The sequence below is a fragment of the Variovorax paradoxus NBRC 15149 genome (assembly GCF_001591365.1).
GTDB lineage: Bacteria > Pseudomonadota > Gammaproteobacteria > Burkholderiales > Burkholderiaceae_C > Variovorax > Variovorax paradoxus.
In genome coordinates this window covers 727,171-739,715 of the sequence record NZ_BCUT01000001.1, presented here as the reverse complement: position 1 = coordinate 739,715, position 12,545 = coordinate 727,171, and the positions used below count along the sequence as shown (strand labels likewise).

The window sequence follows — 12,545 nt, the reverse complement described above, 5'->3', positions numbered from 1 at the left end:
ATCTTCATTTCTGCGGCTGCGGCAGCTTCGCTTCGGCCGCCCGCGCCTTCACCTGGCGCAGCATGTCGGCCAGCGTCTTGCCTGCTTCGTCGCGAAAGCGTTCGGGCAGCACGTCGACCGCGTCCATGCGGTCGATGCGAAAACCGCGGAAGTCGTTGCGCAGCTCGCACCAGGTCGAGAGCGTCCAGACCTTGCCCCAGTAGAAGCAGCCGAGCGGACGCACGATGCGTTCACTGGCATCGCCCGATACGTCGCGATAGTGAAGGCGCAGTTTCTGGCGCGCCTGCACGGCTTCGCGCAGGGTCTGCAGCCGCGTGCGCAGCGCGTTGCCCAGGCCCAGTGCGGGCGCGTAGAGCGCCAGCGCCTCGGCCGAGACGCGCGCCGCCGGCGGCAGCACCGAGAGGATCTTGCCGAGCCCGGTCTCGATGTCGCGCGCGAGCGCCGGATCGACCCAGCTCTGCGCCAGGCGGGCCGCGGCCACGAGCGCCGAAGCTTCGTCCTGCGTGAACATCAGCGGCGGCAGCTCGAAGCCCGCACCCAGCCTGTAGCCCACGCCGGCCTCGCCTTCGATGGGGACGCCCTGGTGCTGCAGGTCGGCCACGTCGCGGTAGACCGTCCGCTCCGAGACCTCGAGGCGCTGCGCCAGGAAGGCCGCCGTGGTGAGCCGGCGCCCGCGGATGATCTGCACCAGCTGGAACAGGCGGTCGGCACGCCGCATCAGCAGGCTCCCCGGGATGGTCCGGCAGGCACCTCGCGCCGGCCCTGGCGTGTGTTCATGAAACTCCGATGTGGATCGCCACCTTGTCCGGCCCCTCGTAGGCTTCGAAATCGCTGCGGTAGCGGCGCACGATTTCCGGGTGTGTTTCGAAATACTGCCAGATGCGCTGCCAGGCGGCGATCACCATCTGCGGCATCTCGCCCTGGCCCGTGAAGACGAGATAGTTGCCGGCCTCGATGGCCACGCTGCCCGCTGTGTCCGCGACGGCCACGCCCACGGTCAGGTCGAAGGCGCCGTGCGCGTCGGATTCGTAGCCGGAGTAGACGCCGTAGATGCGGGCGTCGCCGGTGCGGCCGGGCGTCGACCGGTAGGTCTCCTCGCCGAAGAAGCGATTCCACAGCGCGCCGATGCGGGCGGTTGCGGGGTCGTTCTCTTCGCGGTTGGTGGTGCGGACCGTGAGGCCTGCGACCCGGAAGGCGCCGTGGTGCCGGCGGATGGGTTCCATCGGGGGATTCTTCTGCATGGATGATCGATCTCGGGATTGTGGCGCTCAGAGCGCGAGCGCCTTCAGGTCGGCTTCCATGGCGCGTGCGATCAGCACCATGTCGGCGTCGGAGACATCGAACAGGCCGAAGCGGAACTTGTAGCCCCACTGCTTCGGGTTCTCGATGAAGGCCAGCTGTTCCAGCAGGGGCGCGATCGGCGTTTCGCGGGAGGCCGCGTAGGCCACGTCGAGCCGGCACGGAACAAAGCCGTTGCCCATGTCCGCTTCGTACGGCGCGCCCGGCTGCACGATGCCGATCGAGACGAAGCTCTGCAGCTTGTCGGTACCGCCGAAGACGGTGGCCGGCGCGTAGTACGCGACGCGGTCGCCCGCCGCAACCCGCTTGAGCGGGCCGAGCTTGCCGTGGCCGACCTGCATGAAGCCGAGCGGCTGGTGGTCGCGGCCCCGCCGGGCGTGCTCGGCGCTGGCAACGGCGATCCAGTTGCGCTGTGCCATGGTGCGGCTCAGGCGAGCGCGTGGAGGCCGACTTCGTTGCCTTCGGTGTCGCGCAGGTGGGCGATGAAGCCCATGCCGGGCGGCAGCGCCGACTTGGGCGCGACGATCTGGCCGCCTGCCGTTTCGATGCGTGCCAGCACGGCATCGATGCTCGGCATGCAGTCCAGGTAGATGCGGATGCCGCTGCCCGCGCGTGCGCTGGCGTTCGCGCCGGCCTGCAGGGCGCCGCCGGTGGCGGGCTTGTCGTAGGGGAACACGGCGAGCGTCTGGTCGCCGAAGTCTTCGCGGCGCAGCTTGCGGCCGAGCACGGTTTCGTAGAAGGCCTGGGCGCGGTCGATGTCGGTGACGGGAATCTCGAACCAGCTGATGGCGTTTTGCATGGAGGACTCGCTTTCGTTGTGTTGTTGAAGGAGCCCTGATGGTGCGGGCCGCCTCCTGACAGCGTGTTGTCAGGAGCCTGTCATCGCGGACGAAAAAAGGCCCGCGATGCTCCGGGGAGCATGCACGGGCCTTTTTGAAAGCCGTGGACCGGCGGCTCTTAGAGCACGTCGCTCGCGAAGTCGGCCAGCCGGGAGCGCTCGCCGCGCGCCAGCGTGATGTGCCCGCCGTGCGGCCAGCCCTTGAACTTGTCGACCGCGAAGGTGAGGCCCGAGGAGCCTTCCGTCAGGTAGGGCGTATCGATCTGCGCAAGGTTGCCCATGCAGATGATCTTGGTGCCCGGACCGGCGCGGGTGATCAGCGTCTTCATCTGCTTGGGCGTCAGGTTCTGCGCCTCGTCGATGATCACGTACTTGTTCAGGAAGGTGCGCCCGCGCATGAAGTTCATGCTCTTGACCTTGATACGGCTTCGGATCAGCTCGTTGGTGGCCGCGCGGCCCCATTCGCCGGCGCCGCCGCCGTCGCCCTTGGCAAGGAACTCGAGGTTGTCGTCGAGCGCGCCCATCCACGGGCCCATTTTTTCTTCCTCGGTGCCGGGCAGGAAGCCGATGTCCTCGCCCACGCTCACCGTGGCGCGGGTCATGATGATCTCGGTGTAGCGACGGTCGTCGAGCACCTGCGTGAGGCCCGAGGCGAGCGCCATCAGCGTCTTGCCGGTGCCGGCAGTGCCGGTGAGCGTGACGAAGTCGACTTCCGGGTCCATGAGCAGGTTCATCGCGAAGTTCTGCTCGCGGTTGCGGGTGTTCACGCCCCAGACCGCGTTCTTGCCCGAGCTGTAGTCCTTGAGGGTCTTGAACACAGCGGTCTTGTCGCGGATCTCGGTGACGCGCGCGTACATGCTCGGCTCGCCCGGGGCCTCGAAGTAGACGAACTGGTTGATGTACAGGTTGGGCACCAGCGGTCCGCTGACCCGGTAGAAGGTGTTGCTGCCGCTTTGCCAGCTTTCGACCGTCTTGCTCTGGCGCGTCCAGAAGTCGGGCGGCAGCGCGAGCGAGCCCGCGTAGAGCAGGTCGCCGTCTTCCAGCGTCTTGTCGTTCTGGTAGTCGTCGGCAGCCAGGCCCAGGGCGCGCGCCTTGACGCGCATGTTGATGTCTTTGGACACCAGCACCACTTCCTGCTTCGGCCGGCCGGGCTGGTCGTTGGCGTAGAGGTCGCGCAAGGCCTGCACCACGCCGAGGATCTGGTTGTCGGCCTTGCCCTGGGGCAGGCTGATCGGCAGCGAGTAGTCGAGCGGCGCGGTCTGGAAGAACAGCTTGCCGCCGGCCTCGCGATGGCCGGTGGTGTCGAGCTTCAGGCCCTTGGCGATGTCGGCGTCCTGGGCGGCCGCCAGCGCATCGAGCGTGCGGCTGGTCTGGCGGCCGTTGCGGGCCACTTCCGTGGTGCCCTTCTTGTGGCCGTCCAGTTCCTCGAGCACGATCATCGGCAGGAAGATGTCGTGCTCCTCGAAGCGGAACAGGCACATCGGGTCGTGCAGCAGCACGTTGGTGTCGAGCACGAACAGCTTGGCCGGACCGTTGGATTTGCTGCGCTTGGGCCGCGCCGGGGCCTGCGTTGCCGCGATCTGCTGCTGCTGTGGCGCGGGTGCATGCACGGCGGGCGCCGGCGCCTCAGGCTCCCGTCGCGCGGTGGGCTGCTGCCGCTGGCCGCGGGAAGGCGCGGGTTTGGCTTTCGCGCGGATCGGCGGTGCAGCCTCGCTGCCGCCGCCTACCGCGTCGGCGGCGTGTCGGTCGAACAATTCCAGCGGCTGGGAAGAGCCGCTCGACGACGCCGAATCGGTACGCGATTCGCCCGAGCGGCGCGATCCCCTGTGCGAGGAACGGGCGGGTGCATCGTGCGCATCCGGCGAGAGCAATGCGGCGCGTTTCGTGGGGGCGGGAGGCAATGGCATGTGTCAGGTCGCTCGCAGGAAGTGGAAACCAGAAAACGAAAAAGCCGCCTGTAGACCAAGGCGGCTTTGTTCGGGGGATGCGGTCGTGGAGCTCAACGGCATGAGGCCATTATGCACACCGGCGGTGACGCGTCTCGCGCTCTTTGCAAAGTCCGTTGGGCATTTCCCACGGCCGGATGCAAAAGCGCACAGACGGCGCTTCTTGTAACGCTCAGGCGGCCTTCTTGAGGGCCTTGACGGCCTTGAGCACGTCGTCGACATGGCCCGGGACCTTGAGGCCGCGCCATTCGGCCTTGAGGATGCCGTCCGCGCCGATCAGGAAGGTGCTGCGCTCGATGCCCTTGACCTTCTTGCCGTACATGATCTTGTTCTTGACCACGCCGAACATGTGGCACATTTTTTCTTCGGTGTCGGCGATGAGTTCGAACGGGAGTTCGAGCTTGGCCTTGAACTCGTCGTGCGACTTCATGTTGTCGCGGGACACGCCGAACACCGTGGCGCCGGCCTTTTCGAAGTCCTTGTAGCGGTCGCGAAACTGCATGGCTTCGGTCGTGCAACCCGGAGTGTTATCTTTCGGGTAAAAATACATGACCAGCACGTGGCCGAGGTGAGAGGTATTCGAGACTTTCAGTCCGCCCGTGGCGTTGGCGTCGAATTCAGGAATGGGTTTGTTGACAACGATCGCCATGAAACTTGTTTTCTCCGTTGGTTTCCATTGATCGGGCGCTTTGCAGCACACTCGACGAATGGAGGATTGGTCGTTGCTAACTGGAGCAGCAGGCCTGTTCGCAACCCGGTATTTTACCCCGAAAAGCCTTCTCTCACCGCTCGGGCGGTTCCACGAGGAGGGCGGCGATCACGTGGCGGCCTTCGCCGGCCAGGATGTTGTAGGTGCGGCAGGCGGCGGGGGTGTCCATGGTCTCCACGCCGGTGCGCCTGGCCATCAGGGGCTGGAGCCAGGCAGGCTGCGGGAACCGGATGCGTGATCCGCTTCCGAAAATGACCAATTCCGCGCCCAGCGACGCAAGCTGGGCGAAATGCTCGGGGCCGAGCTGGTCGAAACGGGAGCAGTTCCATTCGAAGCGCTCGCCGCGGGAGCCCACCACCACGCTGCCCTCGACCTTTTCGTTGTTGATTGCGACCCACCCGGGGCCGTGCGCGGTAAGGGACTGGGCGTCGGATTTGTCGGGCTGGAGCTTCATCGGGGCACTGGGAACTGTGGTCAAATTATAGGTTTTCCCAGTGACACGAGGCCCTTCAGGGCCTTTCGACCTCGAGTAAGTAACCCGCGCCCGGGAGGGCCCTTTGAAGCAGTTCAAGAAATCGGCCAAGCTGGCCAACGTGCTCTACGACATCCGCGGCCCCATCATGGACGCCGCGAAGCAGATGGAGGAAGAGGGCCAGAAGATCATCAGGCTCAACATCGGCAACCTGGCCGTGTTCGGCTTCGATGCGCCGGAAGAGGTCCAGCAGGACATGATCCGCAACCTGCCGGGGTCGGCCGGCTATTCGGACAGCAAGGGCATCTTTGCGGCCCGCAAGGCCGTGATGCACGAAACCCAGAAGCAGGGTGTTGCGGGCGTCACGCTCGAGGACATCTACCTGGGCAACGGCGCGAGCGAGCTGATCGCCATGGCCACCAACGCGCTGCTGAACGACGGCGACGAAATGCTGCTTCCGGCCCCTGACTATCCGCTGTGGACGGCCGCTTCGAGCCTCTCGGGCGGCAAGCCGGTGCACTACCTCTGCGACGAAGCCAACGGCTGGATGCCCGACCTGGACGACATCCGCGCCAAGATCACGCCCCGCACCAAGGGCATCGTGGTCATCAACCCCAACAACCCGACCGGTGCGCTCTATTCCGACGAACTGCTCAAGAGCATCGTCGACATTGCGCGCGAGCACCACCTGGTGATCTTCGCCGACGAGGTCTACGACAAGGTGCTGTACGACGGCGTGCGGCACACCGCGATCGCGAGCCTGTCGACCGACGTGCTCACGCTGACCTTCAACTCGCTGTCCAAGAGCTACCGCTCGTGCGGCTACCGCGCGGGCTGGATGGTGGTTTCGGGCGACAAGGCGCGGGCGCAGGACTACATCGAGGGCCTGAACATGCTCTCGAACATGCGCCTGTGCGCCAACGTGCCGGGGCAATGGGCCATCCAGACCGCACTCGGCGGCTACCAGAGCATCAACGACCTGGTCGGCGACGGCGGCCGCCTGCGGCGCCAGCGCGACCTGGCCTACGAGCTCATCACGGCCATTCCGGGCGTGAGCTGCGTCAAGCCGAGCGCCGCGCTCTACATGTTCCCCAAGCTCGATCCCAAGGTCTACCCGATCACCGACGACCGCCAGTTCTTCCTCCAACTGCTGAGGGAGACCAAGGTGATGCTGGTGCAGGGCACGGGCTTCAACTGGGCCACGCCGGACCACTTCCGCATCGTGTTCCTGCCCCACGAGGACGACCTGCGCGAAGCGATCAACCGCATTGCCAGGTTCCTGGAGCTGTACCGCCTGCGCAGCAAGACGGATTGACGGCGCGTCCGCTCGCCGCGCGGTTGGCCGCGGCGGCCGGCGGTGTCTCCCTCACCACCCCTTACGAACCATCCACGCGAATCTCCCAATGAAACCCATCCAAGTAGGCCTGCTCGGCGCAGGCACGGTCGGCAGCGGCACCTTCAAGGTGCTGCTGCGCAATCAGGAAGAAATCAAGCGCCGCGCCGGCCGGGGCATCGAGATCACGATGGTGGCCGACCTGGACGCGGCGCGTGCGCGCGAAGTGGCTGGCGAAGGCGTGAAGGTGGTAGCCGATGCGCGCGAAGTCATCGCCAACCCGGACATCGACATCGTCATCGAGCTCATCGGTGGCTACGGCATTGCGAGGCAACTGGTGCTCGAGGCGATTGCGGCCGGCAAGCACGTGGTCACGGCCAACAAGGCGCTGCTTGCGGTGCATGGCACCGAGATCTTCGCGGCCGCGCATGCCAAGGGCGTGATGGTGGCCTTCGAGGCCGCGGTGGCCGGTGGCATCCCGATCATCAAGGCGCTGCGCGAGGGCCTCACGGCCAACAGCATCCAGTGGCTGGCCGGCATCATCAACGGCACCACCAACTTCATCCTCTCCGAGATGCGCGACAAGGGGCTCGACTTCGCCACCGTGCTCAAGGAGGCGCAGCGCCTGGGCTACGCCGAAGCCGACCCCACCTTCGACATCGAAGGCGTGGACGCCGGCCACAAGGTCACGCTGATGAGCGCCATTGCCTTCGGCATTCCGGTGCAGTTCGACAAGGCGCACATCGAGGGCATCACCAAGCTCGCGGCGCAGGACATCAAGTACGCCGAACAGCTCGGCTACCGCATCAAGCTGCTCGGCATCACCAAGCGCACCGCGCAGGGCATCGAGCTGCGCGTGCACCCCTCGCTCGTGCCGTCGAAGCGGCTGCTTGCGAACGTCGAAGGCGCGATGAACGCGGTGGTGGTGCATGGCGACGCCGTCGGCACCACGCTGTACTACGGCAAGGGCGCGGGCAGCGAGCCGACCGCCAGCGCGGTGATCGCCGACCTCGTCGACATCACGCGCCTGCACACGGCCGATGCCGCACACCGCGTGCCGCACCTGGCCTTCCACCCTGATGCCATGAGCGACCTGAAGGTGCTGCCGATGGCCGAGGTGGTTACCAGCTACTACCTGCGCCTGCGCGTGGCCGACCAGGCCGGCGTGCTTGCCAAGGTCACGGGCCTCCTGGCCACCGCGGGCATCAGCATCGACGCGGTGCTGCAGCGCGAAGCCGACGAAGTGGGCGGCGAGGGCTCGACCCAGACCGACCTGATCATCCTCACGCACGATGCGCGCGAAGGCACGGTGAACGACGTGCTCGCCGAACTGCAGGCCCTGCCCACCGTGCTGCAGCCGATCGTGCGCATCCGCAAGGAAGAGCTGTCCTGAGGACGGCGCAAGAGACCTACCGTGAACTACCTGAGCACCCGCGGCCACCCCGACCGCAAGCGTTTCTGCGAAATCCTGCTTGAAGGCCTCGCGCCCGATGGCGGCCTGTACCTGCCCGAGCACTACCCGCAGGTCGACACCGCCACGCTCGCCAAATGGCGCGAGCTGCCGTATGCGGAACTGGCGTTCGAGATCCTCTCGCTCTACATCGACGACATTCCGCCGGCCGACCTGAAGGCGATCTGCGCCAGGACCTACACGGCCGAAGTGTTCGGCAGCGACGAGATCGTGCCGCTGCGCGAGCTGGAAGACGGCGTGTACCTCGAGGCCCTGTCGAACGGCCCCACGCTGGCCTTCAAGGACATGGCGATGCAGCTGCTGGGCAACCTGTTCGAGTACGAACTGGCCCGCCGCGGCGCCGAGCTCAACATCCTGGGCGCCACCAGCGGCGACACCGGCAGCGCGGCCGAGTACGCCATGCGCGGCAAGAAGGGCGTGCGCGTCTTCATGACCTCGCCCGACGGCCGCATGAGCCCGTTCCAGCAGGCGCAGATGTTCAGCCTGCAGGACCAGAACATCCACAACATCGCCATCAGCGGCGTGTTCGACGACTGCCAGGACATCGTCAAGGCGGTGTCGAACGACCTGGGCTTCAAGCGCAAGTACCGCATCGGCACGGTCAACTCGATCAACTGGGCGCGGCTGCTCGCGCAGGTCGTCTACTACTTCGCAGGCTACTTCCAGGCCACGGCGAGCAACGACAAGCCCGTGAGCTTCACGGTGCCCTCGGGCAACTTCGGCAACGTCTGCGCGGGCCACGTGGCGCGCATGATGGGCCTGCCGATCCAGACGCTGGTGGTTGCCACCAACGAGAACGACGTGCTCGACGAGTTCTTCCGCACCGGCATCTACCGCGTTCGCGCGGCGGCCGACACGCACGAAACCTCGAGCCCCTCGATGGACATCAGCAAGGCCAGCAACTTCGAGCGCTTCGTGTTCGACCTCGTGGGTCGCGATGCCGGCAGGCTGCGCTCGCTGTTCGTGGACGATCTGGGCCGCCAGGGCCGTTTCGACCTGAGCGCCGATCCCGCGTTCAGGCAGGCCGCGGAGCGCTTCGGCTTCAAGAGCAGCCGCAGCACCCATGCCGACCGCCTGGCCACCATCCGCGAGACCGACAAGCGCTTTGCCACGCTGGTCGATCCGCACACGGCCGACGGCCTCAAGGCTGCGCGCGAACACCTCGCGCCCGGCGTGCCGATGGTGGTGCTGGAGACCGCGCTGCCGATCAAGTTTGCCGCCACGCTGGTGGAGGCGCTGGGCCACGAGCCCGCACGCCCGGCCAGGTTCGAAGGCATCGAGGCGCTGCCCAAGCGGGTCGTCAAGCTGCCGGCCGATGCCGAGGCCGTGAAGGCCTACATCGCGCAGAACTGTGACTGACCCTTGCCGCAAGCCGCGCCCTGCAGCGGCTGCCCCGCACATGCATTCGGCGGCCGCATAGACGGCCGCCACAGGAACTCGACATGAAGGTGATCGGCTTTTCCGGGTATTCGGGTTCGGGCAAGACCACGCTGGTCGAGCGCCTGATTCCCGTGCTCAAGCTCCATGGCCAGCGCGTGTCGGTGGTCAAGCATGCGCACCACAAGTTCGACATCGACCATCCCGGCAAGGACACCTACCGCCATCGCGAGGCGGGGGCCTTCGAGGTGGTGGTGGCGTCGGACAGGCGGCTCGCGCTGATCCGCGAATTCGAGCAGCCCGCGCAGCTGTCGGTGCACGACCTCATCGCCGAGCTCCATGACGGCGTCGACTGGGTGCTGGTCGAGGGCTTCAAGCACAGCGACCTGCTCAAGATCGAAGTCTGGCGCGCCCCCGAGGACGGCAAGCCGCCCCGGCCCTCGCAGTACATCGAGGACGCCTTCGTGACCGCCATTGCCACCGATGCGCCCGCGAGCCTGCCGGTGCCCACCAGCCTGCCGCTGTTCGACCTCGACGACATCGAGGGCATCGCGCAGTGGTTGATCGACAGCGCAAGCCGCTTCGAATACAACCCCGAACACCATGGCTGATTCCACCGCTCCCTCGCGCCCGCCGCTGATGGCGCTCGACGAAGCGCTTGCGAGCCTGCTCGCCAAGGCGCTGCCCAGGTTGCCCGCCGAAAGCGTGACCACCTTCGATGCGGACGGCCGCGTGCTCGCGCAGGACATCGTCTCGGCGCTCACCGTGCCGCCGCGCGACAACAGCTCGATGGACGGCTATGCGGTGCGCGTGGCCGACTGCGCCGCGCCGGGCGCCGTACTGCAGGTCGCGCAGCGCATTCCTGCCGGCACCGTGGGCACGCCGCTCGCGGCCGGCACCGCGGCGCGCATCTTCACCGGCGCCCAGATTCCCGAGGGCGCCGACGCCATCGTGATGCAGGAAGACACCCAGCACGTGCCGCAGGAGGGCACGCTCGGCGCGGTGCGCATCGACATCGTTCCCGCGGCCGGCCAGTGGATTCGCCGCGCCGGAGAAGACGTGGCCGCCGGCGACGTGGTGCTGCGCCAGGGCGAGCGCCTGACGCCCGCCGCGCTCGGGCTCGCCGCCAGCGTGGGTTTCGACCGGCTCCAGGTCGCCCGGCGGCCGCGCGTCGCGCTGCTGTCCACCGGCGACGAACTGGTGATGCCCGGCGAGGTCGCGCCCGAGGCCATGAAGCCCGGCGCGATCTACAACTCCAACCGCTTCTTCATGCGCGCCTTGCTGCGCCGGCTCGGCTGCGAGGTGAACGACCTGGGCATCGTGCCCGACAAGCGCGAGGCCACCATCGAGGCGCTGCGCGGTGCTGCGGAAAGCAGCGACCTGATCATCACCACCGGCGGCGTGTCGGTGGGCGAGGAAGACCACATCAAGGCCGCGGTGCAGGCGCTCGGCGAGCTGCAGCTGTGGTCGCTCTCGATGAAGCCCGGCAAGCCCTTCGCCTATGGCTCGATCGCAAGGGCCGGTGGCGAGGCGCAGGGGCGCTGCCACGTCACGGGGCTGCCCGGCAACCCCGTGTCCAGCTTCCTGACCTTCCTGCTGCTCGTGCGTCCGTTCCTGCTGACGCTGCAGGGCGCCACGCGCGTGGCGCCCGAGCCCGTGCAGATGCGCGCCGACTTCGACTGGCCGCGCGCCGATCGCCGCCGCGAGTTCCTGCGCGCCCGGCGCAATGCCACGGGCGGGCTCGACCTGTTCGCCAACCAGAGCTCGGGCGTGCTGACCTCGATGGTCTGGGGCGACGGCGTCGTCGACAACCCGCCCGGCCAGACCATCCGGGCCGGCGACACGGTGAATTTCATCCCCCTGGCCTCGCTGCTGGCCTGACCGAAGCTGTCCATGAAGGTCCAGATCCGTTACTTCGCCTCCGTGCGCGAGGCGCTCGACACCAGCGGCGAAACCGTCGACACCGGTGCCGCCACCCTGGCCGCGCTGCGCGACGAACTCATCGCGCGCGGCGGGGCGTACGCCGCGGCGCTGGCGCGCGGCAAGGCCGTGCGCATGGCGCTCGACCAGGCCATGAGCGACGAGGCGGCCGCGCTGCGCGAAGGCTGCGAGGTCGCCTTCTTCCCGCCCGTTACGGGCGGCTGAGCCGGGCGTCCAGCACCACCAGGCGCTCGCGCAAGGCATCGGAGGCGCGGGTCATCGGCGAGCGCAGCTCGTCGCGCATCGATCCGCCGTGCGCCAGCAGCGCCTTGAGCGGCGCGGGGTTCGGCTCCGCAAACAGCATTTCGATCAGCGGCTGCAGCGGCTGCCATTCGGCGCGCGCTTCTGCCAGCCGGTTCTCGGCCAGGAGGCGCAGCACCTGCACGAAGCGCCGCGTCTGCACATGCGCGCTCGCCGCAATGGCGCCCACGCCGCCTTCGGCCACGGTGCCGAAGATCTGGTGGTCTTCGCCCGACAGCACCTGGAGCCTGCCGTCGGCAATCAGGGCGCGCGTCTTGGCCATGTCGCCGCCGCAGTCCTTGATGCCGCGGATGCGCGGGTGTTCGGCCAGCGCCAGCAGCGTTTCGCGCGTGAGGGTCGCGCCGGTGCGGTAGGGAATGTCGTAGACCAGCAGCGGCACCGCGCTGGCGTCGGCGATGGCGCGGAACCATTCGAGCAGGCCGGCCTGCGAGGGCCGGATGTAGTGCGGCGCGGACACCTGCAGCCCCGCCAGCGGCCGTTCGGCGAGCCGCCGTACCCAGGCCGTGGTCTTGCCCAGGTGGTAGCCCGACAGGCCCATGATGATCGGCAGCCCGCCGGCGGCAGCCTGGACCGCGTCGAGCGCGGCGAGCTGTTCTGCTTCATCGAGCGCGGCGGCTTCACCCGTCGAGGCGCAGACCACGAAGCCGGTCACGCCGTCATCGGCGAGCCGGCGGGTCAGCGCCGACAGCGCGGCGTGGTCGACGGCGCCGTGCTGGAACGGCGTGACAAGGGGAATCCAGAGGCCCGAGAAATCAGGGCTGGAGGAGGGAATGGACGATGACGGCACGCGGGTTTCCTCGAGGGAATCGACCGATGGAAGGAACCGTCGTTCGATGCGCGCGCAACCCAATCGGGGCCA

14 protein-coding genes are annotated in these 12,545 nt (G+C 67.5%); 6 read left to right on the top strand and 8 right to left on the bottom strand.

Translation table 11 applies throughout. The features are described from left to right. Window positions 1-4: 4 nt before the first annotated feature. From VPA02S_RS03370 to VPA02S_RS03340, 7 genes are all read right to left on the bottom strand, one after another. Complete coding sequence (locus VPA02S_RS03370) at window positions 5-718, bottom strand: helix-turn-helix transcriptional regulator (RefSeq protein ID WP_062362150.1); 714 nt, start codon at window positions 716-718, stop codon at window positions 5-7. Between the two features lie 55 nt (window positions 719-773). Further along, window positions 774-1,241, bottom strand: coding sequence for a GyrI-like domain-containing protein (locus tag VPA02S_RS03365; RefSeq protein WP_062362147.1), 468 nt, complete (start codon window positions 1,239-1,241; stop codon window positions 774-776). 27 nt (window positions 1,242-1,268) lie between these two features. Continuing rightward, a complete protein-coding gene (locus tag VPA02S_RS03360) occupies window positions 1,269-1,718 on the bottom strand; it encodes an EVE domain-containing protein (RefSeq protein WP_012746963.1) in 450 nt (149 codons plus the stop codon). 8 nt (window positions 1,719-1,726) lie between these two features. Next, window positions 1,727-2,098 carry a VOC family protein gene (locus tag VPA02S_RS03355; RefSeq protein ID WP_062362144.1) on the bottom strand — a complete coding sequence of 124 codons (372 nt, stop codon included), beginning with the start codon at window positions 2,096-2,098 and terminating at the stop codon, window positions 1,727-1,729. 158 nt (window positions 2,099-2,256) lie between these two features. Continuing rightward, entirely contained in the window at window positions 2,257-4,044 is a 1,788-nt protein-coding gene (locus VPA02S_RS03350) for a PhoH family protein (protein ID WP_012746965.1), read from the bottom strand. Between the two features lie 211 nt (window positions 4,045-4,255). Next, window positions 4,256-4,732 (bottom strand): peroxiredoxin, encoded by a 477-nt coding sequence (locus tag VPA02S_RS03345; RefSeq protein WP_007830801.1) that lies wholly within the window; start codon window positions 4,730-4,732, stop codon window positions 4,256-4,258. 133 nt (window positions 4,733-4,865) lie between these two features. Then, entirely contained in the window at window positions 4,866-5,246 is a 381-nt protein-coding gene (locus VPA02S_RS03340) for an Mth938-like domain-containing protein (protein ID WP_012746966.1), read from the bottom strand. A gap of 103 nt (window positions 5,247-5,349) precedes the next feature. On the opposite strand from VPA02S_RS03340, the gene VPA02S_RS03335 reads away from it, so the two are divergent. The 6 genes from VPA02S_RS03335 to moaD all read left to right on the top strand — a co-directional run bounded on the left by VPA02S_RS03335 (window position 5,350) and on the right by moaD (window position 11,590). Continuing rightward, window positions 5,350-6,579, top strand: a complete 1,230-nt coding sequence (locus VPA02S_RS03335; protein ID WP_012746967.1) for a pyridoxal phosphate-dependent aminotransferase — start codon at window positions 5,350-5,352, stop codon at window positions 6,577-6,579. 88 nt (window positions 6,580-6,667) lie between these two features. Further along, window positions 6,668-7,990, top strand: coding sequence for a homoserine dehydrogenase (locus tag VPA02S_RS03330; protein ID WP_012746968.1), 1,323 nt, complete (start codon window positions 6,668-6,670; stop codon window positions 7,988-7,990). 21 nt (window positions 7,991-8,011) lie between these two features. Next, the gene (thrC, locus tag VPA02S_RS03325) at window positions 8,012-9,427 is read left to right on the top strand and encodes a threonine synthase (protein ID WP_062362141.1); all 1,416 of its coding nucleotides are present in this window, start codon (window positions 8,012-8,014) and stop codon (window positions 9,425-9,427) included. A gap of 83 nt (window positions 9,428-9,510) precedes the next feature. Then, entirely contained in the window at window positions 9,511-10,056 is a 546-nt protein-coding gene (mobB, locus tag VPA02S_RS03320) for a molybdopterin-guanine dinucleotide biosynthesis protein B (protein WP_012746970.1), read from the top strand. Next, window positions 10,049-11,326 carry a molybdopterin molybdotransferase MoeA gene (locus VPA02S_RS03315; RefSeq protein ID WP_062362139.1) on the top strand — a complete coding sequence of 426 codons (1,278 nt, stop codon included), beginning with the start codon at window positions 10,049-10,051 and terminating at the stop codon, window positions 11,324-11,326. The genes mobB and VPA02S_RS03315 overlap by 8 nt, the downstream gene beginning before the upstream one ends. A 12-nt stretch (window positions 11,327-11,338) precedes the next feature. Continuing rightward, window positions 11,339-11,590, top strand: coding sequence for a molybdopterin converting factor subunit 1 (gene moaD / locus VPA02S_RS03310; protein WP_062362136.1), 252 nt, complete (start codon window positions 11,339-11,341; stop codon window positions 11,588-11,590). On the opposite strand, the gene VPA02S_RS03305 is transcribed toward moaD, so the two are convergent. Further along, window positions 11,577-12,473: a 4-hydroxy-tetrahydrodipicolinate synthase family protein gene (locus tag VPA02S_RS03305; RefSeq protein WP_081247487.1), complete on the bottom strand. Its 897-nt coding sequence runs from the start codon at window positions 12,471-12,473 to the stop codon at window positions 11,577-11,579. The two genes, moaD and VPA02S_RS03305, sit on opposite strands and share 14 nt — an antisense overlap. Window positions 12,474-12,545 lie beyond the last annotated feature (72 nt).